Here is a 22,747-nt window from a genome sequence, read left to right as displayed (position 1 = left end):
GATTTCATGTCCCACAATCCTACCGAAGTTTTTGCCGGCGGCGTCGTGCTGGCTGCTGCTGTTGCTTTTGCCGTCTATGCCGGTCAAGCGGCCGGCCTGTCGCGCGGCGGCGCGACCTATGATCTGAACGCGTCTTTCCGTTCTCTGGAAGGGGTCAGTGTCGGCACCGACGTTCGGCTGGCCGGCGTCAAGATCGGTACCGTGACCGGCGTTGGCCTGAACCCGGAAACCTTCCGCGCAGATACCATGTTTTCTGTCAACGAGGGCATCGAAATCCCGGATGACAGCGCGGTGGTGATCTCCTCCGAAGGGCTGCTGGGTGGTAACTTTGTCGAGATCATGCCCGGCGGCTCGCCCTTTGCCTTTGAGGCAGGGGATGAGATCGAGGACACACAGGGCGCGGTCAGCCTGATTTCGCTGCTGGTCAAATTTGTCGCCGGCGGCGGCGAGGGCGATTCCTGATGCGCTTTACTGTGGCGGCCGTGGCTTGTGCGCTGGCCATGCCGGCCTGGGGCCAGGAGCAGCAGGCGGCACAGGGCAGTGCTGCGGTGCTAAGGGCGCTGGACAAGGTCAACGGCCATACCATGGATGCGGAAGTGGCGATCGGCGGCAGTTCGGAAATGTTCGGCCTGCTGGTGACCGTGTCGGACTGCCGTTTTCCGGCAGAGAACCCGACCGGGGATGCCTATGCCTATCTGACCGTGCGGAACCCCGACGATGGTGCGACGCATTTCCGGGGCTGGATGGTGGCGTCCAGTCCGGCGCTGAACGCGCTGGACCACAACCGTTATGATGTCTGGGTCATGCGCTGCAGCAGCAGCTGAGGTGCGGGCACAGCCGGCAGGGCAAAATCCGCATCCGTTTTCAGGGCCTCGCGCAATAGGGCCCGGTAACGCGCGCGGGTAACCTCAATTCCGCCAAGCGACGCAAGATGCGTGGTCAGGAATTGCGTGTCGCACAGGCTGTAGCCCGCCTGCACCAGCCGGTCCGTCAGATAGGCCAGTGCCACTTTGGAGGCATCGCGGCGGCGCGAGAACATGCTTTCGCCGAAAAAGGCGCCGCCCAGAGAGACGCCATAGGTGCCGCCGGCCAGAATACCGTCCTGCCAGACTTCCAGCGAATGGGCGTTGCCCATCAGGTGCAGATCCAGGTAGCGGTCGCGGATTTCCCCGTTGATCCAGGTCTCGGTCCGGTCGGCGCAACCGTCTACGACACCGCCGAAATCCTGGTTCACGGTGATCTCAAAGCCGCCATTGCGGATCCGTTTGGCCAGCGAGCGGGAGATGCGGAAGCCATCCAGCGGCAGAATGCCACGCCGCTTGGGATCGACCCAGAAAATCTCGGGGTCGTCGCGGTGTTCGGCCATTGGAAAAACACCGGCAGAATAGGCGTGCAGCAATAGGTCCGCAGTTAAGCTCATGGTGCTGGCCAGTATAACGGGAAAAGGCAGGCAAATGTAAAACGGGGCGCAGCCAGTGGCGCGCCCCGCTGAAGTTATCCGGGCTGGTTTTCTTCCAGCCAGCGTTCCAGCCAGTGGATGCCGTAGTCGCCGGTGTGGATATCCTGTTCCTGCAGCAGCGCATGGAACAGCGGCACGGTGGTGTCGATGCCGTCGATGATCAGCTCGCCCAGGGCGCGGTTCAGACGGGCCAGCGCCTCGGTCCGGTCCCGGCCATGCACGATCAGCTTGCCGATCAGCGAGTCGTAATAGGGCGGGATCGAATAGCCGTCATACAGCGCCGAATCCATCCGCACACCCAATCCGCCGGGGGCGTGGTACTGGGTGATCTTGCCCGGGCAGGGGGCAAAGTTCGGCAGCTTTTCGGCGTTGATCCGCACCTCGATGGCGTGGCCGTTGATTTCCAGATCGTCCTGAGTGAACGACATCGGCAGCCCTTCGGCGACCCTGATCTGCTCGCGCACCAGATCGACGCCGAAAATCGCCTCGGTCACCGGGTGTTCCACCTGCAGGCGGGTGTTCATTTCGATGAAATAGAACTCGCCGTCTTCATAGAGGAATTCCACGGTGCCGGCACCGGAGTAGCCCATCTTGCCAATTGCGTCGGCGCAAATCTTGCCGATGCGGGCGCGCTCTTCCGGGGTGATGCAGGGGCCGGGGGCCTCTTCGAACACCTTCTGGTGGCGGCGCTGCAGCGAGCAGTCACGTTCCGCCAGATGGATGCCGGTCTCTTTGCCGTCGCCAAAAACCTGCACTTCGATGTGACGCGGCTTCTGGAGGTATTTCTCCATATAGACTTCGTCATTGCCAAAGGCAGCCTTGGCTTCGGAACGGGCAGTGGAGAAGGCGTTGGCCAGCTCTTTTTCGTTCAAGGCCACTTTCATGCCGCGGCCGCCGCCGCCGGCGGTGGCCTTGATGATCACCGGATAGCCCATGTCTGCGGCGGCTTTTTTGGCCGCGGCGATGTCGGGCACGCCGCCCTCAGATCCCGGAACAACCGGAATGCCGAGGTTCAGGGCGGTTTCCTTGGCGGTGATCTTGTCGCCCATGATGCGGATATGCGCAGCCGAGGGGCCGATGAAGGTCAGCCCGTGGTCTTCGATGATCTGCACAAAGTTGGCGTTTTCCGACAGGAAGCCATAGCCCGGGTGAATCGCCTGGGCGCCGGTGATTTCGGCCGCCGAGATGATGGCCGGGATCGACAGGTAGCTTTGGGTGCTGGACGGCGGGCCGATGCAGACCGATTCATCGGCCATGCGCACGTGCATTGCGTCGGCATCCGCGGTGGAGTGCACCGCAACCGATTTGATGCCCATTTCCCGGCAGGCACGGATCACGCGCAGGGCAATCTCGCCGCGGTTGGCAATCAGGATCTTGTCAAACATTGCAGATCCTTACTCGATGATGGCCAGGGGGGTTCCGAATTCAACGGCGGCGCCGTCTTCAACCAGAATGCGCTTCACGGTGCCCGATTTCGGCGCCGGAATGTGGTTCATGGTCTTCATGGCTTCGACGATCAGCAGAGTGTCGCCTTCGTTGACTTGCTTGCCCACGGAGATAAAGGCGGGCGAACCGGGCTCGGCCTGCAGATAGACAGTGCCGACCATCGGCGAGGCCACAGCGCCGGGGTGGCTGGCCGGGTCATCGCTGGCGGCAGCGGGGGCAGGGGTGGCGGCAGGGGCAGCTGCTGCAACCGGAGCAGCGGCGGCGGGCATCGCAACCTGTACCGGTGCGGCCATGGCGGTCTGGCGGGAGACACGCACATTCAGGCTGTCGTCGTCGCCGTAGTCCCGCTTAACCTGCAGTTCGGTCAGATCGTTTTCGCGCAGCAATTCCGCCAGCGCCTTGATGAATGCCACGTCAGCTTCGTGAGATTTGTTTGTCATATTTTCCTCAGCCAATTCCGACAGGCCCGCCAGGGCAGGCGGACCGGAAATTAGGGCGCTTATAGGGCAAGGATTACCGCAAGGAAAGCACCGTCGGTCCGGGCTGTAACATGGAGGCAGATAAACTGATTTGCAATTGCCGGACTGTATTTTGTCTTACAGCGGCATGCCGGTCAGTTTGGCCACCAGTTCCGGCAGCTTGCGGGCGCCGAATTTTTGCAGCAGATGCGCCCGGTGGCTTTCCACTGTGCGGTAGGACAGATCCAGCTGCTGGCCGATTTCTTTGGCCGACAGCCCTTTGCAGGTGAGGATCGCCACTTCGCGCTCGCGCGGGGTAAGCGAGACCACCGGGCGGTCCTCGGATATATCGGCAAAGGACCAGATGCCGGTCTGAAACGGCGTCTCGGGTGTCACTGAACGGCCGCGCACCCGGCACCAGAACAATGCGCCTGCGCGGCGGCGCATGATGCGTTCGTCGCTGTAGCTGCCGCTTTGCGCCTCAGGCTGTTGCAACAGGGTGCCGATACGGTTGAAATCCTCCTGGCTGGGGTACAGCCCTGAAATCGGCATGCCGGTATATTCACCGGGAGTTCCGCCGAAGGTGGAAGCAAACTGCAGGTTGCACCGCGTGATGACGCGGCGTTCCAGCACGGCAAGGCCCACAGGGGCATGGTCAAAGGCAAGATCGCTCATATGGTGTTTCTACCCCGGCCTATCTGCGGAATTGAAGGGGGTGTTTGCGTGCCGCGATGCACGCCGACGGGCAAGCCGGAGGGGAAAGCGGATGAACATTGCAGTGTGGTTGCAGCGCATGGCAGCGGCAGAGGCGGCGCGGCCTGCGTTGTTTCTGGGACAGGAGCAGGTTGCGGACTACGCAGGCTTTCACGCCCGCGCGGCGTCGGTGGCGGGCTGGCTGCAGATGCAGGGTGTGCAGCCGGGGGACCGGGTCGGCATCTTCATGAAGAATTGCCCGGACTACCTGATCACGCTTTACGGCATTTGGTATGCGGGGGCGGCGGCGGTGCCGGTCAATGCCAAGCTGCATGGCAAGGAGGCGGAATACATCCTGCAAAACTCCGGTGCGGGGCTGGTGTTTACCTCGCCCGGGCTGACAGAGGCTGTTGCGGGAACAGAGGCGATTGTGCGCTGTGTGGACATCACGGGTTCAGACTTTGCCGCTGGCCTGGAAGCGCAGCCTGTGGTTGAGCCTGTTTTCCGTGCCCCGGAAGATCTGGCCTGGCTGTTCTATACCTCTGGCACCACCGGGCGGCCCAAGGGGGTGATGATTACCCACCGGATGCTGATGACCATGGCAATCGCCTATTTCGCTGATGTGGATCAGGTCAGCGCCGGGGATCAGGCGCTTTATGCGGCACCGATGAGCCATGGGGCGGGAATTTATGCAATTCAGCATGTGCTCGCGGGGGCTGCGCATGTCTGCCCGGTGTCCGGCGGATTTGACGAGGCGGAGATCTTTGATCTGGCAGCGCATTTCGGGCGGGTCCATATGTTTGCAGCGCCCACGATGGTCACAAGGATGACCTCGGAAGCCAAGCGGCTGGGCCGCAAGGGCGAGGGGCTGCGCACAGTGGTTTACGCAGGCGGGCCGATGTATACGGCCGACATTGTGGAGGCAGTGGAGCATTTCGGCCCGGTCTTTGTGCAGGTCTACGGCCAGGGGGAATGCCCGATGGCGATCACCGCGCTGCCGCGTCATGCCGTGCAGGACCGCGCGCATCCGCGCTGGCGCGAGCGGCTGGCCAGTGTCGGCAGGGCGCAAAGCGTGGTTGAGGTGCGGATCGGCACGCCGGAGGGAGAATTCCTGCCCGCCGGCGGCCACGGAGAGATCATGGTGCGCGGCGATGTGGTGATGCCGGGTTATTGGAATAATCCGGAAGCCACCGCCAGAACACTGGTCAATGGCTGGCTGATGACCGGCGACATGGGGGTTTTGGACGCCGACGGCTATCTGACGCTGCAGGACCGCTCCAAGGACATGATCATCACCGGCGGTTCCAACGTCTATCCGCGCGAGGTGGAGGAAGTCTTGTTGCTGCACCCTGAAGTGCGCGAGGTCTCAGTCGTGGGCCGGCCCCATGCGGATTGGGGCGAGGAAGTGGTGGCCTTTGTTGTGGGAGATGCGCAGGATGCAGAGCTGGATGACCTTTGCAGCAGCCGGATCGCCCGGTTCAAACGCCCCAAGGCATATCTGCGCATCGAAGCGCTGCCCAAGAACAACTATGGCAAGGTGCTGAAAACCGAGCTGCGGGAGCGTTTTTAAAAGGTAGATTGGGGCTCTGCCCCAAACCCCGGGATATTTTTGGCAAGAGGAAAAACAGGGCGGATTTGGAAAAGGTGCAAGGCTTGAAAAAGAGGCCAGCCCCGGTCGGGGTGGCCTCAGTCTGCCAGTTTCGGCATGACGCAAAAGGATGTTTTAGATCGCCAGGTATTCTGCGCGCAGCTCTTCGTTTTCCAGAACCTCGGCGGCGGTTCCGTCAAAGACGATGCCGCCGGTATCCAGGATCACCGCACGGTCCGCCAGTTCCAGGGCGCGGACCGCGTTCTGCTCAACAATGATGGTTGTCATGCCCTGTTCCTTGATGTGGATGAGGGTCTTTTCAATCTCGTCGACGATTACCGGGGCCAGGCCTTCGTAGGGTTCGTCCAGCAGCAGCACCTTGATGTCGCGGGCCAGCGCGCGGGCAATTGCCAGCATCTGCTGCTCGCCGCCCGAGAGGGTCACGCCCTCCTGCTTGCGCCGTTCACCAAGGCGCGGGAACAGATCGTACAGACGCTCCAGCGACCAGCCGACGGGCGGCGCGATCTGCGCCAGCTGCAGGTTTTCCTCAACCGTCAGGCCGGGGATGATGCGGCGGTCCTCAGGCACCAGGCCCAGGCCCACGGATGCGGCCTCATAGGATTCCATCTTGTGCAGCGGTTTATGGTCCAGCCAGATTTCACCGCGGGTCACCAAGGGGGACCCTGTGCGGGCAATCGAGCGCAGGGTAGACGTTTTGCCAGCACCATTGCGGCCCAGCAAGGCCAGGATTTCGCCTTCGTGGACGTTGAAGCTGATGCCCTGCACGATGTAGCTTTCACCGTAATAGGCGTGGACATCCCAGACCGACAGGAAGGCAGGCGCGGTGGTGGCCGCATTGGCGCTTTTGGAGAAATCGGGCTTCACATTCATGTTGGTTTCTCCTTACGCCGACTCGCCCAGGTACGCTTCGCGCACCTTGGGGTTGCCGCGGATGTTTTGCGGGTCGTCCTCGACCAGCGGCGTGCCCTGGGCCAGGACGGTGATCCGGTTGGCGAGGCTGAACACCACATGCATGTCGTGTTCGATGATGGCGATGGTGATGTCGCGCTGGTCCGAGATCTGTTTCAACAGGTCGATGGTGTTGTTGGTGTCGGCCCGCGCCATACCGGCAGTGGGTTCGTCCAGCAGCAGCAGCCGGGGTTCCTGGCTGAGGCACATGCCGATCTCCAGCCGCCGCTTGTCGCCGCGGGACATGGCGGCGGCATGCATGTGCCGCTTGTCCGCCATGTTCATCTCTTCCAGCATATGCTCGGCCTTTTGCAGGATGTCTTTCTGCTTCAGCACCGATGACAGGGCGTTCAGCTCAAACGCGCCGTCGCGCTTGGCAAAGCAAGGGATCATCATGTTTTCCAGCACCGTCAGATCACCAAAGATTTCAGGCGTCTGGAACACACGGGAAATACCCATCTGGTTGATCTCGTAAGGCGCGCGGCCCAGCACCGACTGGCCGTCGAACATGACGGATCCGGTGTCGGGGATCAGCTTGCCCACCAGGCAGTTCAGCAGGGTGGATTTGCCCGCGCCGTTTGGTCCGATGATCGCATGGACCGAGTTTTCCTGAACGCTGAGGTTCACCTCGGACAGCGCTTGCAGGCCGCCGAACCGTTTCCCCACGTCTTTGACTTCAAGGATACCCATTTTGTTGTCTCCTTATTCCGCGGGGTTGGTTTTGCCGGACGTATTGCTGTCCTTGGCCTTGCGGCGGCTGAGCCAGCCCTTGATCCGCTGGCCGCCCTCAACCAGGCCGCCCGGCAGGAAGATCACCACCAGCATGAACAGGATACCCAGGGTCAGATGCCAGCCTTTGCCGATGAAGGGGTGGACCAGAAAAACAAGGGCATCCTCCATCCCGTCGGGCATAAAGCTGAACCAGCTGTGCAGCACGTTGTCGTTGATTTTCGAGAAAATGTTCTCGAAGTACTTGATGAAGCCTGCGCCCAGCACCGGGCCGATCAGCGTGCCGGCACCGCCGAGGATGGTCATCAGCACCACCTCGCCCGAGGCTGTCCACTGCATTCGCTCAGCGCCTGCCAAGGGGTCCATCGAGGCCATCAGGCCGCCAGCCAGACCGGCATACATGCCGGAGATCACAAAGGCCGCCAGGGTATAGGGCCGGGTGTTCAGGCCGGTGTAGTTCATCCGCTGCTGGTTCGATTTCACCGCCCGCAGCATCATGCCAAAGGGCGAGCGGAAGATGCGGATCGACAGGTAGAAGGCCGCCAGCAGGATCAGCGCGCACAGGTAATAGCCCGCGTTGAACTGGAAAGCCCAGGGGCCGACCGCCAGTTCAAACGTTGAACGCATCTCCAGGCCGAACAGGCTGGTCACCGGGATTGAGCCGTCCGCGGTGGCAGAGACACCCAGGATGCGCGGGTCTTCTAGCGTCAGCTGCAGGCCAGTTTCGCCATTGGTGATCGGGGTCAGCACCGAATAGGCAAGGTTAAAGGACATCTGGGCAAAGGCCAGTGTCAGGATCGAGAAGTAGATGCCGGAGCGGCGTAAAGATACAAAGCCGATCAGCAGCGCAAACAGGCCTGCAACGATGACCGACAGCAGGATCGCCGGGATCACGTTCATGCCCACCAGCTTGAACATCCAGACGGCCGAGTAGGATCCGGCGCCAAGGAAAGCCGCATGGCCGAATGACAGATAGCCGGTGAGGCCAAACAGGATGTTAAATCCGATGGCGAAGATCCCGAAGATCACAAAGCGCTGCATCAGGTCCGGATAGCCCGCGTTGAACTGCGCCATGGCGCTGCCGGTGGGGAAGGGGTTCAGGATGAAGGGGGCGAACAGCGTCAGGCAGGCGACGATGATCAGCATAGAGGTGTCTTTTTTATCCAGTCCGAACATGTCTTAGTCCTCCATCACGCCTTTGCGGCCCATCAGGCCCCGTGGACGGGTCAGCAGAATGATGATTGCGACCACATAGATGATGATCTGGTCGATGCCGGGGATCAGCGATTTGATCTCGTTCATTGAGGCGAAGCTCTCAAGAACACCCAGCAGGAAACCCGCCAGCACCGCGCCGGGCAGCGATCCCATGCCGCCGACAACCACCACCACGAAGCTGAGGACCAGGAAATCCATGCCCATATGGTAGTTGGGCGAGTTGATTGGCGTGTACATGACCCCCGCGAGGCCTGCGACAGCGGCAGCGATGCCGAACATAATGGTGAAACGGCGGTCGATGTTGATGCCCAGCAGGCCCACGGTCTCGCGGTCGGCCATGCCGGCCCGCACCACCATGCCGAATGTGGTGAATTGCAGGAAGCTGAAGATGCCGCCGATGATCAGCACTGCAAAAAAGAAATAGACCACGCGCCAGACCGGATAGATGATGTCCATGCCGATGACAGCGCCCAGGTTCATCACGCCGTTCAGCGCGTCCGGGGCCGGGGTCTGGATCGGGTTGGCGCCGTAGAAATACTTGATGACTTCCTGCAGCACGATGGCAAGGCCGAAGGTCACCAGGATCTGGTCCGCATGGGGGCGCTTGTAGAAATGCTTGATCAGCCCGCGCTCCATCACATAGCCGACGCCGATCATGATCGGGATGGCAAAGAGGATCGCCAGCGGCACCGCCCAGTCGATGATGGAGCCGCCGAACTCGGGGCCGAACCAGGCCTCGACGTAGGGGGTTTTCACTTTCAGCGGGTTGCCCAGAAAGTCGGTTTGGGTCTCGTCGACGGTCTCAAAGCTGAGGTTCAGAAAACGTTGCACGGTGACAGCGCAGAAGGCGCCGATCATGAACAGGGCCCCATGGGCAAAGTTCACCACGCCAAGCGTGCCGAAGATAAGTGTCAATCCCAGCGCGATCAGCGCATAGGCCGAGCCTTTGTCGAGCCCGTTCAGGATTTGCAGGAGAATGGCGTCCATGGGTCCCACCGTTCGTCAGGTCAGGGAAGGGTCTTCCGGCAATGCCGGAAGACCCGCGATGCGGCGCAGCCGGATTCCGGTACGGAATCCGGGCCGGAACTATTGCATAATTCCGGCGCCAGTGGCGGGCATCAGGCGCCCGGGTTGCAGGAGCCCAGTTGGCCGCCGGCAAACATCGGGTGGTCCGGTGCGTATTCCACCTGTGCACGCGGGGTGACCTCGACCACTTCCAGAAGGTCGAATTCCGAGGTCGGGTTTTCCTTGCCGCGCACCACCAGAACGTCTTTGAAACACTGGTGGTCTTCGGCGCGGTAAAGGGTCTTGCCATTGCCCAGCCCATCGAATTCAAAGCCTTCCAGCGCTTCGGCAACACCGCAGGGGTTGAAGGTGCCCGCACGCTCAACCGCATCCGCGTAAAGCAGCGTCTGGCAGTAGGTGGTATGGGCGGCCTGGCTCGGCGGGAAGCCGTATTTGGTGCCGAAGGATTTGACGAACGCTTTGGAGCCTTCGTCCTGCAGCGTCCAGTGCCAGTTGGTGGAGCCGTGAATGCCCTTCACGTTGGCGCCTGCACCCTTGGCCATCAGGCGGGAGTAGAGCGGCACGACGATCTCGAAGTTCTTGCCGTTCACCACCTTGTCGCGCAGGCCGAACTGCACCGCATTGGTCAGCGAGTTCACCATGTTGCCGCCATAGTGGTTCAGAACCAGCACATCAGCGCCAGAGTTCAGAACCGGCGCGATGTAGGAGGAAAAGTCGGTCGCGGCCAGCGGCGTGCGGACTTTGTTCACGGTGTTCCAGCCCAGGGCCTCGGTGGCGGCTGCAATCGATTCTTCCTGGGTCCAGCCCCAGGTGTAATCGGCGGTCAGGTGATAAGCGGTGCGGTCGGTGCCATAGAGGTTCTTCAGCACCGGCGCCAGCGCCGCGCCCGACATATAGCCGTTGAAGAAGTGGCGGAAACCGTTGGCTTTTTTGTCTTTGCCGGTGGTGTCGTTGGAATGCGTCAGGCCGGCCATGAAGATCACGCCTGCCTCCTGGCAGAGACCCTGCACGGCGATGGCAACACCCGAGGACGAGCCGCCGGTGATCATCACCGCGCCGTCTTTTTCGATCATCGACTTGGCTGAGGCACGGGCGGCATCGGATTTGGTCTGGGTGTCGCCGGTGACATATTCCACCTTCTTGCCCAGGATGCCGTTCCCTTGCAGCGCCTTGGAGCTGAAGGTGTTCATCATGCCGCCGTCGCCGCCGCCATTCAGATGCTCGACCGCCAGCTCATAGGCGCGCAGCTCGTCGGCGCCTTCGTCCGCGTAAGGGCCGGTCTGGGGCACATTGAAGCCCAGGGTCACGGTGCCGCCGGTCGGTTCATTGGTAAAAGCCGCGGCGGAAGAGGCGGTAAAGATCGTTGGCAGCGCCATACCGGCGCCTGCGATTGCGCCGGTCTTTAAGACTCTGCGGCGCGATGCGTCAAATTCAGACATGTATTCCTCCCTAATATGATTAGTGCCTTGCAGCTCCTCACTTCTGCGCAGCACCAGCACGTTTCGTGCAAAATCAGTATGAGCGCGCTATGTAAAGCCAGGCAATAAATCCCTTTTATTGCTTGAAAATTCTGTAAATAACTGAACAGTATTCAGTGGTGTTCTGTAAATTGTATTATATTGCAACGCAGAAAGCCGTTGAATTGACAGTGTTTTGGGAGGCCACGCATAATGGCACGCGATACCCTGACCGGCAGCCGGATCCGCGAACGCAGGTTGATCCTTGGAATGCGTCAGGCCGAATTGGCGCGGGAGGCGGGGATCTCGGCCTCCTACCTCAACCTGATCGAACATAACCGGCGCAGAATCGGCGGCAAGCTGCTGGTTGATCTCGCTGGGGTGTTGGGGGTGGAGCCGTCGATGCTGAGCGAGGGGGCCGAGGCGGCCCTGATCTCTACCCTGCGGGAGGCGGCGGCGGACAGCGGGGTTCCGGTGGCCGAGCTGGACCGGGTCGATGAATTTGCCGGCCGGTTTCCCGGCTGGGCCGAGGTGCTGGCAGCCGGCCACCGCCGCATTGCCACGCTGGGACGCACGGTGGAAACCCTGTCAGACCGGCTGACCCATGATCCCAATCTGGCGGCCTCGGTGCATGAAGTGCTGTCGACTGCTGCTGCGATCCGCTCCACCGCGTCGATCCTTGCGGAAACTGGCGAGCTGGAGCCGGAGTGGCGCGACCGCTTTCACAAGAACCTTAACGAAGATTCCTTGCGCCTGTCCGAGAGCAGCCGGGCGCTGGTGAATTTTCTGGACGAGGGCGACACCAGCGACGACCGCCGCGGAATGCCGCAAGAGGAGGCCGAGGTCTTCTTTCAGGAAAACGGGTTTCACTTCCCTGCACTGGAGGATGGTTCCGCTGAACCCGGACAGCTGGTCCAGACGGCCCCTGCTTTGACAAGCCCGGCGGCCCGCAGCCTGGCACAGGCTGCCTTGGCGCAATACCGGGCGGATGCCTTGGCGATGCCGCTGCAGGCGCTGGAGCAGGAAATCCAGGCGGATGGGGTTGCTCCGGTGGCGATCGCGCGCCGCTTCAAATGCGGGCTCCCTGCCGTGCTGCGCCGTCTGGCGGCGCTGCCTGAGGAGGTGCTGGGGCAGGAGGCCGGGCTGGTGGTCTGCGATGCCTCAGGCACGCTTTTGTTCCGCAAGCCTGTGACCGGGTTTTCGATGCCGCGTTTCGGGGCGTCCTGCCCGCTGTGGCCGTTGTATACTGCGCTTGTGCACCCGAATATCCCGGTGCGGCGCAATGTTCTGCAGCAGGGGCGCAATGCGGCGGCTTTTGACTGCATGGCGGTGGCCTGGCCGCAGGAGATGCAGGATTTTGGCGCTGATCCTATGTACAGGGCGGTTATGCTGATCCTGCCCGGCGCCAAGGATGCACGGGATCCGCAGCCGGTTGGCGCCAGTTGCCGGATCTGCCCGCGCCAGGGCTGTCCGGCGCGGCGCGAGCCATCGATTCTGAAGGAAGAGTTTTGACAGTGACACGGCCGCGGGGCTAATCTGCACAAAAATGAATGCGTCTGCGGACCGGCCTGGCCGGCAGCCGGCGCCGGGAGGAAATTCTGCTGATGGGCAGGCATGTTGTTCTGATCGAAGACGAGCCGAATATCACCGAGGCCATCCGGTTTCTGCTGATACGGGACGGCTGGAGCGTGGATGCGCATACCGATGGTGCCACCGCGGTGGAGGTGATCCGCGATGCCAATCCCGATCTGGTGATTCTGGATCTTATGCTGCCGGGCAAAAGCGGTCTGGAGATCGTGCGCGAGCTGCGCAGCGAGGGTGGCATGGGCGCACTGCCGGTGCTTATGCTGACCGCCCGCGGCCAGATGCGCGACCGCGAGATGGCGGAAAAGGCGGGGGTGACGCGGTTTATGACCAAACCCTTCTCCAATGCCGAGGTGCTGACGGCGGTGCGCGACCTGCACGCCCAGGCCGGACAGGGATGACACAGGGGAGCGGCGCCGAAGAGCAAACAGGCACCCGCGCGGAACGCCAGACCTACCGCCGCCGCAGGCTGATGGATATTGCCCGCCTGCTGCCGGTTCTGGGCGCATTGCTGCTGGCGCTGCCGCTGTTGTGGCCCGAAGCCTCCACCCATCCCGCGGCGCGCGATGGTGTCAGTATGTCGTCGGCCATCATCTATATTTTCGCCGTCTGGACCGGCCTGATCGGCGCTTGTTTTGCCTTCAGCCTCGCCGTGCAGCGTTGGGCGGATCATTGGACCGGCGGCGGGCCGGACGGGGCAGGGTCTCCGGACGGGGTGGAGAACCGCTGATGGCCTCGCTGAATGTGCTTGCGGTTGTCTGTCTCGCCTATGTGGCGTTTCTGTTTTTCATTGCCTTTTGGGCCGACCGGATGGCAACCCGCGGCAAAAGCGCTGCCTGGATGCGCTCGCCGCTGATCTACACGTTGTCGCTGTCAATCTATTGCACTGCCTGGACTTTTTACGGCGCGGTTGGCTATGCCGCGCGCTCAGGCCTGGAGTTCGTAACGATCTACCTTGGTCCCTCGCTGGTGATGATCGGATGGTGGTGGGGCCTGCGAAAACTGGTGCGGATCGGGCGCAGCCAGCGGATCACATCCATCGCGGACCTGTTGTCGTCGCGCTATGGCAAGTCGAACCTGCTGGCGGCCGGCGTGACCATTCTCGCGGTGATTGGGGTCACGCCCTATATTTCGCTGCAGTTGCAATCCATCACGCTGTCCTTTGCCATTTTTGCCGAGGCGGATCCGCTGCGCAGCTATAATGAAACCTACACCGTGTTCTGGGTGGCAGCAGGACTGGCGGTTTTTGCCATTCTGTTCGGCACCCGCAACCTGAACGCCAATGAGCGTCACCACGGGGTGGTCACCGCGGTGGCGCTCGAGGCCATCGTCAAACTGGCGGCGCTGCTGGCCGTTGGGGTGTTTGTGGTCTGGGGCGTGGCCGGCGGCGTGGGAGAGACGCTGCAGAGGATAGACGCCTCGCAAATCGGCCAGTGGAACGTTGATGGCAGCCGCTGGGCCACCGTTACCTTTCTGGCCGCGGCGGCCTTTGTCTGCCTGCCGCGGATGTTCCAGGTGATGGTGGTGGAGAACGAGGATGAGCGCCACCTGCGCATCGCCTCATGGGCATTCCCGCTGTATCTGCTGCTGATCTCGATGTTTGTGGTCCCCATCGCCGCAGTCGGGCTGGAGCTGCTGCCCGCAGGCGCCAACCCGGACATGTTTGTACTGACAGTACCGCTGCAGCAGGGGCAGCAGGGGTTGGCAGTCCTGTCTTTTCTCGGCGGGTTTTCCTCGGCAACGTCGATGGTGATTGTGGCCGCCATGGCGCTGTCTACAATGGTATCGAACCACATCGTGATGCCGGTCTGGCTGCGGCTGCAGAACCGCCGGGCGTCGGTTTCGGGCGATGTGCGCGATGTAGTGCTGCTGTCGCGCCGGGTGTCGATCGCGGTGATCATGGCGCTGGGGTATTTCTATTACCACCTGTCCGGCGGCGCTGCGGCGCTGGCCGCCATTGGCCTCATCTCCTTTGCCGGGGTGGCGCAAATTCTGCCGGCGCTGGTAGGCGGGCTGTTCTGGCGCGGTGCCACCCGCAGCGGCGCACTGGCCGGGCTTACGGTGGGGTTTGCCATCTGGCTCTATACCATGCTGCTGCCGGCCCTGGGCGGCGGGCTGTTGCCGGAGCATATCCTGCGTGATGGCTTGTTTGGCCTTAGCTGGCTGCGTCCCGAGGCGCTATTCGGAATCGAAGCCATGGATCCGACCGTTCACGCCGTTTTGTGGTCGATGAGCCTGAATGCGCTGGTGTTCTGCCTGGTGTCGCTGATGAGCTTCCCCAGCCCGCTGGAGCGGCTGCAGGGCGCGCAATTCGTCAATGTCTTCGACCATTCCGCCGGCCCGCGCGGCTGGACCGGATCTGTGGCGCAATGCGAAGATCTGATGATCATGTCGCAGCGGATTCTGGGTGCTGCAGAAGCGCAAGCGTTCTTTCAGCGCGAGCGGCTGCGGCAGGGCGGCCGCGGCCCGCTGCCTGAGCCGACACCGGCCTTTCTGGAACGGCTGGAGCGCGAGCTGAGCGCCTCTATCGGCGCGGCGGCAGCGCATGCGATGATTGGCCAGATCGCCGGCGGCTCTTCGGTTTCGGTTGCGGATCTGCTGGCAGTTGCGGATGAAACCGCCCAGATGCTGGAGTATTCCAGCCGCTTGGAGACGCAATCGGCAGAGCTAACAGCGACTGCCCGCAAGTTGCGGGAAACAAACGAAAAACTTACGCAAATTTCTGAACAGAAGGACGCCTTCCTTAGCCAGGTCAGCCATGAGCTGCGCACGCCTATGACCTCGATCCGGGCGTTTTCGGAAATCCTGCGCGATGACGGGCAGCTGAGCGCGCAGGATCAGCGCCACTATGCCGGGATCATCCATGACGAAACGCTGCGGCTGACCCGGCTGCTGAACGATCTTCTGGACCTCAGCGTGCTGGAGAACGGTCAGGTGAGCCTGAACATGTCGGCGGGCGCCCTGCCGGACGTGCTGGACCACGCGGTGGCCGCCGCACTGGCGGGATCAGACCGTCCGCTCAAGGTCTGCCGCAATCCCGCAACGGAAGGGTTGCGCATATCCTCCGACCTCGACCGGCTGGCGCAGGTCTTTATCAATTTGATCGCCAATGCCCAGAAGTATTGCGATGCTGCGGAGCCGGAACTGTCCATTTCCGCCTCCGCAACCAGCGGGTGGCTGCAGATCGACTTCACTGATAACGGCAGCGGCGTGCCGGCAGAATTTCAACAGATGATTTTTGAGAAATTTTCGCGTGTCAGCCCCGAGCGGGCAGGCGGTGCGGGGCTTGGCTTGGCAATCTGCCGCGAAGTTATGCAACGGCTGGGCGGCAATGTTTCCTATCTGCCGGGGCACGGCGGCGGTGCGTTCCGGGTTTCCTTACCCGCAGCAGGCGAAAAGGCTGCGTAACCTGGCCCGAGGTACAGGAGTTGTTAACCTCCTTTCGGGTAAAAACGGGGAAACGGGACGTGCAAGGGGCAGGTTAAACAGCCTATGTCTGAAACAGAAGCAGCAGAGGCAGGCAGCGGCAAGCAGGGTGTGCTTGCACGCAAGCTGGCAGCGACAAAGGAAGGTGTTGGGGCGCTTACCAGTTCCTTGACGCTGAAAGCACTGCGCCGATCGGTGGCGCGGGCAGCTGCGGACCTGTGCGGATTGCCGGTGGCAGTTCTGGCGGCCCGGCAATCCAACCGCATTCCCGAAGATCTGGCAGACCAGCTGTCGGATAAGGATCTTCTGGTGGTGCTGGATTGCCCGCATGGCAGAATGGGCGCGGCCAGCATGGATGCAGCTACGGTGACAGCGCTGATCCAGCAGCAGACCATCGGTACGGTGATGGGCAAAGCACCGGACGAGCGTCACTATACCCCGACAGATGCAGCCATGACGGCAGAGTTTCTGGAACGCACCTTTGGCAAGGTGTTTGCGATGCTGGATGGCCAAGCGGATCAGGCAATCTTTACCGGTTACCGCTTTGGCGCACAGGTTGAAAATGTGCGCAGCCTGGTGCTGGGTATGGAGGCTGAGGATTACCGGGTGATCGAGTTGAACCTGGACCTGGCCTGCGGCGCCATGCAGGGCGTGATGAAGCTGATACTTCCGGAACCCACTGCCGAAGAACTGCAGGACGGTCAGGGCAATGGGGCGCAGGGTCCATCCTTGGGCCGCAATCTGGGGTCGATCCGGGCGGAGCTGTCGGCTGTGTTGTGCAAGATGCGGGTGCCCCTAAGGGATTTTACCGGCCTCAAAGTCGGCGATTCGCTGCCGCTGGATTCCGCTTTTCTGTATGAAACCGACCTGCTGACCATTGGCGGCCAGTCGATTGCACAGGGGCGCCTGGGCCAAATGAACGGTGCGCGTGCAGTCCGGCTGAATCAGTCCGGGGCCAGGCTGGCAGGCGATGCCGGGGCAGAAGGAATGGGGTTCTCCGACGGGGCAGGCGCCGACATGATGGGCGGCGGACCTCCGGCACTCGATATGGGAATTGCCGCGCAGGGCCTGCAGGACCCGATGGACGACACGGGCCTGCCTGCATTGGAAGCGGCACCGGGGCTGGGCGGCGGCGGTCTTAGTATGGACGGCGAGGGGCTTCCTGCGCTGGGTGACGGCGGTTTTGACGGCGGCATGGGCGGCCTGGGCGGCATGGATGACGCAATGGGTGGAATGGGCGCAATGGATTTGCCCGGTCTCGGCGACGATGGCGCTTTGGGCATGGATGGGTTGGACGGCGGGCTGCCTGACTTGCCTGATCTTCCTGCGGTCGACTTGGGGGATTTTGACCCGGGGGATGCAGCGGCAGAAATCTCGCAATTGGCTGGGCTGGACGGCGCATTGCCAGGAAATAACTGATTCATTAGGTTGTTTGCGCTGCGAACCGCCATCATTCAGCCCCGGAATCCAGGGCCTTTTCCCGGAGGCGCCGCGAGCAGCCAAACCCTTATAGCCGTCCCAAACGGTTGGCAGCCTGCACATTCATCAGTGCAAGCGCCGGGTCCGGTTGACGCATTGGGTTCCGGCCTGGGGTGATCAGTATTGGTCAGATCCGGGTTTCCCGCGTCGGCCAAAGGTTTGGCCGCTGCCAGCAACATTCGACGCAGGCAGAGTTTTCACAGGGTTAACTTCCCGCCAGGGAATCCAGTGCTGGCCGCAACCCGTCCAGCTGATAGCCGGCAGCCTCGGTTTTCAGCAGAATGTCATCGGCGCACATATCGCAGGCCTGGCTGAGCGCCCAGACCACCGAACAGCGGGTTCCGGACGCGCAATAGGCCAGCACCGGGCCTTCGCAGCCTTCATACAGCTCCCGCTGGCGGGCTGCATTCTCGGGTGTCATGGTCTGATGGGTGAGCGGCAGAACCTCGAACCGCAGCCCGGCGGCTTCGGCGGCTGCGCGGATCGCCTCAGCCTGATGGCTGGGCGGGACTTCCGCGTCCGGTCTGTTGCAGATCACCGTTTTAAAGCCGGCGTCGGCAATGGCGGGCAAGTCCTCAGCCGAGATCTGCGGCGAGACCGAATAGCGGGGGGTAATAACGCGTGCATCCATATCCCGAGTCTTTACGCGTTTGCGGCGCGCCGGTCCAGATGCCGGCTGAGTCTGGGAGCGGCTATCATGCCGCAGGCCATCGCCGCCAGGAACAGCGCGCCCTGCCAGCCGTTATAGCCGAGCGAGGCCATTGCAGGACCGGGGCAGAGCCCCGCCAGGCCCCATCCCGCGCCGAACAGAATGGATCCAAGGATCAGCCGCCGGTCCAGCCCGGCGCGCGGCAGGGCGGGGAAGCTGCCCCCAGCGGCAGGCTGGCGTCCCTTTGCCAGCCGCCAGGCCAGTGCCATCGGCAGCAGCGCACCGCCCATAACAAAGCCCAGTGTGGGATCCCAGCGGCCAAAAACATCCAGCCACCCTTGTACTTTGGCGGTGTCAGTCATGCCTGACAGCATTAGCCCGGCGCCAAACAGGCTGCCTGCAATCAGCGCCAGAAGAATCCGAAGCATCAGATCACTCCCATAACCTGGCGCAGAACTGCCAGCGTCAGGATACCTGCCAGCATGAATGCCGCCGCCGCGGCGATGCCACGCAAGGACAGCCGGGAAACACCGCAGACCCCGTGACCGGACGTGCAGCCGTTGGCCATCCGCGTGCCAAGGCCGACCAGCAATCCCGCAATGATCAGCACGGTGGCGCTGCTGGTGACATGGGTTTCCGGTGTGCCTGCCAGCAGGCCCATCAGCAACGGCATGGCAATCACACCTGTGATGAAGGCTAGTCTTTCCCCTGCGGTGCTCTGCCCGCTGCCATCCAGCAGCCCGCCCAGAATACCGCTGGCGCCCATGATGCGGCCGTTGCCCAAAAGGTAGACGGCACCGCCAAGCCCGACCAGCATGCCGCCCGCCAAGCCCAAAATCCAATCCGTTTCCATGATCGCCTTCCGCTTGCTTCGGTCAGATCTTGTTGATCGGGATCTTTAGAAAGACATCGCCCTGATCATCCGGTTCCGGCATCTGGCCCGCGCGCATATTCACTTGTAGCGACGGCAGGATCAGACGCGGCATGCCCAGTGTCGCATCACGGGCGTCGCGCATTCGGGTGAATTCCTCAATGCTGCGCCCTTCGCCGATATGCACGTTCAGCGCCTTTTGTTCGCCTACGGTGGTTTCCCAGGCGTAATCATCGCGGCCCGGCGCCTTGTAATCATGGCCGACAAAGATACGGGTGTTGCCGGGCAGCGCCAGGATCTTTTGGATCGAATTATACAAATCGGTTGAAGACCCGCCGGGAAAGTCGCAGCGGGCGGTGCCGAAATCCGGCATGAACAGCGTGTCGCCGACAAAGGCCGCGTCCCCGATCACATAGGTCAGGCAGGCGGGCGTGTGGCCCGGTGTGTGCAGCACCTCGCCGCGCATCTGGCCGATCATGAAGGCGTCTCCTTCGCGGTACAGGCGGTCGAACTGGCTGCCGTCGCGCTGAAATTCGGTGCCTTCATTAAAGATTTTTCCGAAGGTGTCCTGAATCACGGTGATCTGGGCGCCGATGCCGATCTTGCCACCCAGCTGTTCTTGCAGGTAGGGCGCGGCAGACAGATGGTCGGCATGCACATGGCTTTCCAGGATCCACTCTGTCCGGAGGCCTTCTTTTTTGATCCAGGCGATGATGGCATCGGCTGATGCCGTGCCGGTGCGGCCCGCTGCCTGGTCGTAGTCCAGAACAGAGTCGATAATGGCACAGGCGGAGCCCTCAGGCTCAACCACCACATAAGAAACGGTGTTGGTGGCTTCGTCGAAGAAGGCCTTGACGGCGGGGGTCATCTGTTGCTCTCCCTTGAGTTTGGATAATCATATATTGATTAGAGAATGTGTTTCAAGGATGCCGGTGCGTAGACCGATGGTGCCGTTGAAATCATCGCAGCCGGTTGACCTGTGTCAAGACAGGGTAAGGTTGCGCTGCAGTATGCTTGGCAGGCGTGCGTGACGCCTGCAAAACCGTCAACCGGCCGGCAAAATTTCACAAATAGGCGGTCGAGCGCCTAATTTTTGCGGGCTTTCACGCAGCTGTTGTGAAATACCAGCATAACCCCATCATGATCCAGGGAGGACTGCCAATGACACAAGAAGACCTGCTGCACACCGTCGAGAATCTGGAAACCCGGATTCTTGGAGAGACCGGTACTGCCCGGCTTGCCATGCGGCCTGAGTTTATCCGGTTGCTGGATTACATGCGCAAGACGGGTGCTGCGGTGCCGGGCCGCTTCCGCCGTTTGGAAGCCGCACTGTGCGAAGAAGCGGTTGAAGAGATGTTTGACAATATGCCGGTCTAGCCGGTCTGTCAGGCAGGGCGCCCCAGGCTTCAGCCCAGGAAAATGCCCGTCATAACCAGCATCAGTCCCAGAACTGACAAAAGCAGGGCGCCCAGATTGTAGGGCAGCACTGATTGCACGACAGCGCGCAGGGCTTCGTCGTCCAGTTTTTGGCGGCGCGCACGCGCGACACGGACAATGCACCAGACCAAGCCCAGCAGACCGGCGATGGACAAGGCGGCTCCGGCCCAGACGATGAGTTCGAACATATGCGTGCTCCTGCGGTTTTCGCGCTGCGCCGCGCCTAGCTGATCCGGGCTTTGCGTGCAAGCCGCGAGGGGACGGGCGCCGGTTTTTGCCGCTTACAGCGGCTCTGCTGCTTTCCTTGCTTGCGGCGCAGCGGGCAGGGCGGTATCCCCTTGCTCCGACAGCAATTGACAGCATGTGCCGACGGAGCCGCAGATGGATATCACCGAAGACGAAAAAAGCGAAAACTACCGTGTGACCGCTGGCGAACTGCGCCAGTTCATCGAACGGTTCGAGCGTTTGGACGAAGAAAAGAAGACCATCGCCGAACAGCAGAAAGAGGTGATGGCCGAAGCCAAAGCACGCGGCTACGACACCAAAGTCATGCGTAAGATCATTGCGCTGCGCAAGCGCGACCAGAACGACATCGACGAAGAAGAAGCGGTGCTGGAAATGTATAAGGAAGCCCTGGGCATGTAAGCCCGGCGGGACCGCGGTCCCGCGTGCGTTTCTGCTGGTGCCGGAGGCGGTTGCCCGCTTGCGGCACCAGCCAGCTGATGCAGGTCCATCCGGCTTATTATGAGCTGCCGGTTTCCGGCAGGGTCTTCACCCGGATGCGGCGGGTCAGCCGCCCTGCGCGCCGGGCGGCCTCCTGGAACACCACCGCATAAAGCCCCCAGAACAACGGGTGCAGCGTGTACCTCATACGCTCCTGTTCCGGCCCGTTCACCGCATGGGCCACGCCCAGGAACAGCACTACCGACAGCAGCATCACCTGAAAGAAGGCCCGGCGTGTGTGGTCCTGATCCCGGCGGGCCAGTTCCGCCAGGGCGATCAGCGCGAACAGGTTCAGCGCCAGGGTCAGGAAACGTGACATGCTGGGGTCGATTATGATCTTGTTCTCGGCCGTCAGCACCCGGTTGGTGTCGGGGATCTTTGGGAAACGGTCCCAGTTCAGCGGCGGGTAAAAATATTCGTTCGGCCACAGCGACAGGCTGGTGGAAGCCCGCACCACGACGCCGGCGGCGTATTGCACCGGGCTGGCAGCGATGACCTCGAGCGATTTCTTCAGGCAGGTCTTGGAATAGGGGATCATCCGCGGATCATTCAGCGCTGTGCCGGTATGCTGGCCGATCAGCCCGTGGACTTGGGCAAATGTTTTGAACGAGCAGCCTTCGACCGGTTCAGGCGCGGTTTGCGACGCATTGAGGCCAAGCCAGCTGCCGGAGCTGAAGATGCCGAACACCGCCTTGTTCTTCACCGACGGCAGCAGCGTGACTGCCAATGTCAGGGCCAGGATGGCCGAACGGGCAGGGGTCGCTGCGGTCTTGAACAGCAGCAGCCCGGCTACCAGCAGGATGTAGATCGGGTGGAACAGCGTCCAGGTCAATGACAGCACCGCCAGACAGGCGCAGAACTGCAGGAAATAGAGCGTCCTCTGCGATTTCAGAAACAGCAGGGCACAGAGGCAGGACAGCGCAAAAAACGCTGAGGTGAAATGGGCATAGAGGAGGAAATTCTCATAATAAAACACGGCCGGCGACAGAATGTAGGTCAACGGCAGCAGCCAGGCCAGGCGCCGCGATTGCACCAGCAGTCGCAGCGCCGCAAACATGCAGACGGCGGTCAGGACGCTTAGCACCAGGTGGCAGCTCCAGATCAGCTGGATCATGCAGGCGTCTTGTGCACCGCAGGCCTTGGCGGCGATCCCCAGCAGAAAATTCCAGAACGGAGGCTGGGAGTGCAGGGTGAGCAGGGCATCCAGCAAACCGTCATGCAGCTGCTGCGCCGGGAGATGCTGGTAGGAGCCGTCCAGGTGAATGGGATCGGGGCGGATGTCGAGCAGGCCGGCTGCCAGCAGCCTGGAGGCCAGGATGATGACGCCTGCCGCCAGCGCAAACAGCGCTGTCTCACGCGGCAGAGCAGCGCTGGCCGGTGCGCGAGCGGCTGGCTTGGCGGATGGATTCGATTGATTTGTCATGCCCGTCCTCAACGTTTTTATGCCCTTATAGGTTAATCCGGAGCAGTTTGAAATTCCCCGCAGGCTCTGGCCGGCAAGGCGGGCCAGGCAGCGGGCAGTTTGACACCTAGCCAAA

The 22,747-nt window shown here is 61.9% G+C and carries 25 protein-coding genes; 10 read left to right on the top strand and 15 right to left on the bottom strand.

Annotated features, from left to right (window positions below; genetic code table 11):
• Window positions 1-6: 6 nt before the first annotated feature.
• Window positions 7-462, top strand: coding sequence for an outer membrane lipid asymmetry maintenance protein MlaD (gene mlaD / locus K3557_RS09805; protein ID WP_129370628.1), 456 nt, complete (start codon window positions 7-9; stop codon window positions 460-462).
• Window positions 462-824, top strand: a complete 363-nt coding sequence (locus K3557_RS09800) for a DUF2155 domain-containing protein (RefSeq protein ID WP_259999404.1) — start codon at window positions 462-464, stop codon at window positions 822-824. The genes mlaD and K3557_RS09800 overlap by 1 nt, the downstream gene beginning before the upstream one ends.
• On the opposite strand, the gene aat is transcribed toward K3557_RS09800, so the two are convergent.
• From aat to K3557_RS09780, 4 genes are all read right to left on the bottom strand, one after another.
• Window positions 788-1,420 (bottom strand): leucyl/phenylalanyl-tRNA--protein transferase, encoded by a 633-nt coding sequence (gene aat / locus K3557_RS09795; protein ID WP_259999402.1) that lies wholly within the window; start codon window positions 1,418-1,420, stop codon window positions 788-790. The two genes, K3557_RS09800 and aat, sit on opposite strands and share 37 nt — an antisense overlap.
• Window positions 1,421-1,494: 74 nt before the next feature.
• A complete protein-coding gene (accC, locus tag K3557_RS09790) occupies window positions 1,495-2,844 on the bottom strand; it encodes an acetyl-CoA carboxylase biotin carboxylase subunit (RefSeq protein WP_259984766.1) in 1,350 nt (449 codons plus the stop codon).
• 9 nt (window positions 2,845-2,853) lie between these two features.
• The gene (accB, locus tag K3557_RS09785) at window positions 2,854-3,345 is read right to left on the bottom strand and encodes an acetyl-CoA carboxylase biotin carboxyl carrier protein (RefSeq protein ID WP_259999400.1); all 492 of its coding nucleotides are present in this window, start codon (window positions 3,343-3,345) and stop codon (window positions 2,854-2,856) included.
• Between the two features lie 156 nt (window positions 3,346-3,501).
• Window positions 3,502-4,038 (bottom strand): PAS and helix-turn-helix domain-containing protein, encoded by a 537-nt coding sequence (locus tag K3557_RS09780; protein WP_259984761.1) that lies wholly within the window; start codon window positions 4,036-4,038, stop codon window positions 3,502-3,504.
• A 91-nt stretch (window positions 4,039-4,129) separates the two neighbouring features.
• On the opposite strand from K3557_RS09780, the gene K3557_RS09775 reads away from it, so the two are divergent.
• Entirely contained in the window at window positions 4,130-5,626 is a 1,497-nt protein-coding gene (locus K3557_RS09775) for a class I adenylate-forming enzyme family protein (RefSeq protein ID WP_259999398.1), read from the top strand.
• Between the two features lie 153 nt (window positions 5,627-5,779).
• On the opposite strand, the gene K3557_RS09770 is transcribed toward K3557_RS09775, so the two are convergent.
• The 5 genes from K3557_RS09770 to K3557_RS09750 all read right to left on the bottom strand — a co-directional run bounded on the left by K3557_RS09770 (window position 5,780) and on the right by K3557_RS09750 (window position 11,022).
• Entirely contained in the window at window positions 5,780-6,535 is a 756-nt protein-coding gene (locus K3557_RS09770) for an ABC transporter ATP-binding protein (protein WP_259999397.1), read from the bottom strand.
• Between the two features lie 12 nt (window positions 6,536-6,547).
• Window positions 6,548-7,303 (bottom strand): ABC transporter ATP-binding protein, encoded by a 756-nt coding sequence (locus tag K3557_RS09765; protein ID WP_259999395.1) that lies wholly within the window; start codon window positions 7,301-7,303, stop codon window positions 6,548-6,550.
• Window positions 7,304-7,315: 12 nt separating this feature from the next.
• Window positions 7,316-8,518, bottom strand: coding sequence for a branched-chain amino acid ABC transporter permease (locus K3557_RS09760; protein ID WP_259984753.1), 1,203 nt, complete (start codon window positions 8,516-8,518; stop codon window positions 7,316-7,318).
• Between the two features lie 3 nt (window positions 8,519-8,521).
• Entirely contained in the window at window positions 8,522-9,544 is a 1,023-nt protein-coding gene (locus K3557_RS09755; protein WP_129370641.1) for a branched-chain amino acid ABC transporter permease, read from the bottom strand.
• A 131-nt stretch (window positions 9,545-9,675) separates the two neighbouring features.
• Window positions 9,676-11,022 (bottom strand): substrate-binding protein, encoded by a 1,347-nt coding sequence (locus K3557_RS09750; RefSeq protein ID WP_259984750.1) that lies wholly within the window; start codon window positions 11,020-11,022, stop codon window positions 9,676-9,678.
• A 231-nt stretch (window positions 11,023-11,253) separates the two neighbouring features.
• On the opposite strand from K3557_RS09750, the gene K3557_RS09745 reads away from it, so the two are divergent.
• The 5 genes from K3557_RS09745 (at window position 11,254) to K3557_RS09725 (ending at window position 17,469) form a co-directional block, all read left to right on the top strand.
• Window positions 11,254-12,552 carry a helix-turn-helix transcriptional regulator gene (locus tag K3557_RS09745; RefSeq protein WP_259999393.1) on the top strand — a complete coding sequence of 433 codons (1,299 nt, stop codon included), beginning with the start codon at window positions 11,254-11,256 and terminating at the stop codon, window positions 12,550-12,552.
• A 92-nt stretch (window positions 12,553-12,644) separates the two neighbouring features.
• Window positions 12,645-13,025 carry a response regulator transcription factor gene (locus tag K3557_RS09740; RefSeq protein WP_259992618.1) on the top strand — a complete coding sequence of 127 codons (381 nt, stop codon included), beginning with the start codon at window positions 12,645-12,647 and terminating at the stop codon, window positions 13,023-13,025.
• Window positions 13,022-13,354 (top strand): hypothetical protein, encoded by a 333-nt coding sequence (locus K3557_RS09735; RefSeq protein WP_259999391.1) that lies wholly within the window; start codon window positions 13,022-13,024, stop codon window positions 13,352-13,354. The genes K3557_RS09740 and K3557_RS09735 overlap by 4 nt, the downstream gene beginning before the upstream one ends.
• Entirely contained in the window at window positions 13,354-16,032 is a 2,679-nt protein-coding gene (locus tag K3557_RS09730; protein WP_259999389.1) for an ATP-binding protein, read from the top strand. The genes K3557_RS09735 and K3557_RS09730 overlap by 1 nt, the downstream gene beginning before the upstream one ends.
• Before the next feature lie 84 nt (window positions 16,033-16,116).
• Entirely contained in the window at window positions 16,117-17,469 is a 1,353-nt protein-coding gene (locus K3557_RS09725; protein WP_259999387.1) for a FliM/FliN family flagellar motor C-terminal domain-containing protein, read from the top strand.
• Between the two features lie 265 nt (window positions 17,470-17,734).
• On the opposite strand, the gene K3557_RS09720 is transcribed toward K3557_RS09725, so the two are convergent.
• The 4 genes from K3557_RS09720 to K3557_RS09705 are packed head-to-tail and all read right to left on the bottom strand — an operon-like array spanning window position 17,735 to window position 19,917.
• Window positions 17,735-18,160: a TIGR01244 family sulfur transferase gene (locus K3557_RS09720; RefSeq protein ID WP_259999385.1), complete on the bottom strand. Its 426-nt coding sequence runs from the start codon at window positions 18,158-18,160 to the stop codon at window positions 17,735-17,737.
• Window positions 18,161-18,171: 11 nt separating this feature from the next.
• Window positions 18,172-18,606, bottom strand: a complete 435-nt coding sequence (locus tag K3557_RS09715) for a DUF6691 family protein (RefSeq protein WP_259999383.1) — start codon at window positions 18,604-18,606, stop codon at window positions 18,172-18,174.
• Complete coding sequence (locus tag K3557_RS09710) at window positions 18,606-19,031, bottom strand: YeeE/YedE family protein (protein ID WP_259999381.1); 426 nt, start codon at window positions 19,029-19,031, stop codon at window positions 18,606-18,608. The genes K3557_RS09715 and K3557_RS09710 overlap by 1 nt, the downstream gene beginning before the upstream one ends.
• Window positions 19,032-19,053: 22 nt before the next feature.
• Window positions 19,054-19,917 carry an MBL fold metallo-hydrolase gene (locus tag K3557_RS09705; RefSeq protein WP_259999379.1) on the bottom strand — a complete coding sequence of 288 codons (864 nt, stop codon included), beginning with the start codon at window positions 19,915-19,917 and terminating at the stop codon, window positions 19,054-19,056.
• Window positions 19,918-20,210: 293 nt separating this feature from the next.
• On the opposite strand from K3557_RS09705, the gene K3557_RS09700 reads away from it, so the two are divergent.
• Window positions 20,211-20,426 carry a hypothetical protein gene (locus tag K3557_RS09700; protein ID WP_259984732.1) on the top strand — a complete coding sequence of 72 codons (216 nt, stop codon included), beginning with the start codon at window positions 20,211-20,213 and terminating at the stop codon, window positions 20,424-20,426.
• A 29-nt stretch (window positions 20,427-20,455) separates the two neighbouring features.
• Here K3557_RS09700 and K3557_RS09695 read toward each other — a convergent pair whose 3' ends face one another.
• Window positions 20,456-20,674 (bottom strand): hypothetical protein, encoded by a 219-nt coding sequence (locus tag K3557_RS09695; protein WP_024089790.1) that lies wholly within the window; start codon window positions 20,672-20,674, stop codon window positions 20,456-20,458.
• 193 nt (window positions 20,675-20,867) lie between these two features.
• Between K3557_RS09695 and K3557_RS09690 the strand changes: the two genes are divergently transcribed.
• Complete coding sequence (locus K3557_RS09690) at window positions 20,868-21,131, top strand: DUF2312 domain-containing protein (RefSeq protein ID WP_024089791.1); 264 nt, start codon at window positions 20,868-20,870, stop codon at window positions 21,129-21,131.
• 97 nt (window positions 21,132-21,228) lie between these two features.
• Here K3557_RS09690 and K3557_RS09685 read toward each other — a convergent pair whose 3' ends face one another.
• The gene (locus tag K3557_RS09685; RefSeq protein ID WP_259999377.1) at window positions 21,229-22,632 is read right to left on the bottom strand and encodes a hypothetical protein; all 1,404 of its coding nucleotides are present in this window, start codon (window positions 22,630-22,632) and stop codon (window positions 21,229-21,231) included.
• Window positions 22,633-22,747 lie beyond the last annotated feature (115 nt).

Source organism: Leisingera sp. M523, from assembly GCF_025141335.1.
Taxonomy (GTDB): Bacteria; Pseudomonadota; Alphaproteobacteria; order Rhodobacterales; family Rhodobacteraceae; genus Leisingera.
Note: the sequence above shows the minus strand (reverse complement) of the source record. Positions and strands in the feature narration are given on the sequence as shown.

Coding starts and splice junctions, on each gene's coding strand:
- mlaD (WP_129370628.1), top strand. CDS start 7: ATGTCCCACAATCCTACCGAAGTTTTTGCCGGCGGCGTCGTGCTGGCT.
- K3557_RS09800 (WP_259999404.1), top strand. CDS start 462: ATGCGCTTTACTGTGGCGGCCGTGGCTTGTGCGCTGGCCATGCCGGCC.
- aat (WP_259999402.1), bottom strand. CDS start 1,420: ATGAGCTTAACTGCGGACCTATTGCTGCACGCCTATTCTGCCGGTGTT.
- accC (WP_259984766.1), bottom strand. CDS start 2,844: ATGTTTGACAAGATCCTGATTGCCAACCGCGGCGAGATTGCCCTGCGC.
- accB (WP_259999400.1), bottom strand. CDS start 3,345: ATGACAAACAAATCTCACGAAGCTGACGTGGCATTCATCAAGGCGCTG.
- K3557_RS09780 (WP_259984761.1), bottom strand. CDS start 4,038: ATGAGCGATCTTGCCTTTGACCATGCCCCTGTGGGCCTTGCCGTGCTG.
- K3557_RS09775 (WP_259999398.1), top strand. CDS start 4,130: ATGAACATTGCAGTGTGGTTGCAGCGCATGGCAGCGGCAGAGGCGGCG.
- K3557_RS09770 (WP_259999397.1), bottom strand. CDS start 6,535: ATGAATGTGAAGCCCGATTTCTCCAAAAGCGCCAATGCGGCCACCACC.
- K3557_RS09765 (WP_259999395.1), bottom strand. CDS start 7,303: ATGGGTATCCTTGAAGTCAAAGACGTGGGGAAACGGTTCGGCGGCCTG.
- K3557_RS09760 (WP_259984753.1), bottom strand. CDS start 8,518: ATGTTCGGACTGGATAAAAAAGACACCTCTATGCTGATCATCGTCGCC.
- K3557_RS09755 (WP_129370641.1), bottom strand. CDS start 9,544: ATGGACGCCATTCTCCTGCAAATCCTGAACGGGCTCGACAAAGGCTCG.
- K3557_RS09750 (WP_259984750.1), bottom strand. CDS start 11,022: ATGTCTGAATTTGACGCATCGCGCCGCAGAGTCTTAAAGACCGGCGCA.
- K3557_RS09745 (WP_259999393.1), top strand. CDS start 11,254: ATGGCACGCGATACCCTGACCGGCAGCCGGATCCGCGAACGCAGGTTG.
- K3557_RS09740 (WP_259992618.1), top strand. CDS start 12,645: ATGGGCAGGCATGTTGTTCTGATCGAAGACGAGCCGAATATCACCGAG.
- K3557_RS09735 (WP_259999391.1), top strand. CDS start 13,022: ATGACACAGGGGAGCGGCGCCGAAGAGCAAACAGGCACCCGCGCGGAA.
- K3557_RS09730 (WP_259999389.1), top strand. CDS start 13,354: ATGGCCTCGCTGAATGTGCTTGCGGTTGTCTGTCTCGCCTATGTGGCG.
- K3557_RS09725 (WP_259999387.1), top strand. CDS start 16,117: ATGTCTGAAACAGAAGCAGCAGAGGCAGGCAGCGGCAAGCAGGGTGTG.
- K3557_RS09720 (WP_259999385.1), bottom strand. CDS start 18,160: ATGGATGCACGCGTTATTACCCCCCGCTATTCGGTCTCGCCGCAGATC.
- K3557_RS09715 (WP_259999383.1), bottom strand. CDS start 18,606: ATGCTTCGGATTCTTCTGGCGCTGATTGCAGGCAGCCTGTTTGGCGCC.
- K3557_RS09710 (WP_259999381.1), bottom strand. CDS start 19,031: ATGGAAACGGATTGGATTTTGGGCTTGGCGGGCGGCATGCTGGTCGGG.
- K3557_RS09705 (WP_259999379.1), bottom strand. CDS start 19,917: ATGACCCCCGCCGTCAAGGCCTTCTTCGACGAAGCCACCAACACCGTT.
- K3557_RS09700 (WP_259984732.1), top strand. CDS start 20,211: ATGACACAAGAAGACCTGCTGCACACCGTCGAGAATCTGGAAACCCGG.
- K3557_RS09695 (WP_024089790.1), bottom strand. CDS start 20,674: ATGTTCGAACTCATCGTCTGGGCCGGAGCCGCCTTGTCCATCGCCGGT.
- K3557_RS09690 (WP_024089791.1), top strand. CDS start 20,868: ATGGATATCACCGAAGACGAAAAAAGCGAAAACTACCGTGTGACCGCT.
- K3557_RS09685 (WP_259999377.1), bottom strand. CDS start 22,632: ATGACAAATCAATCGAATCCATCCGCCAAGCCAGCCGCTCGCGCACCG.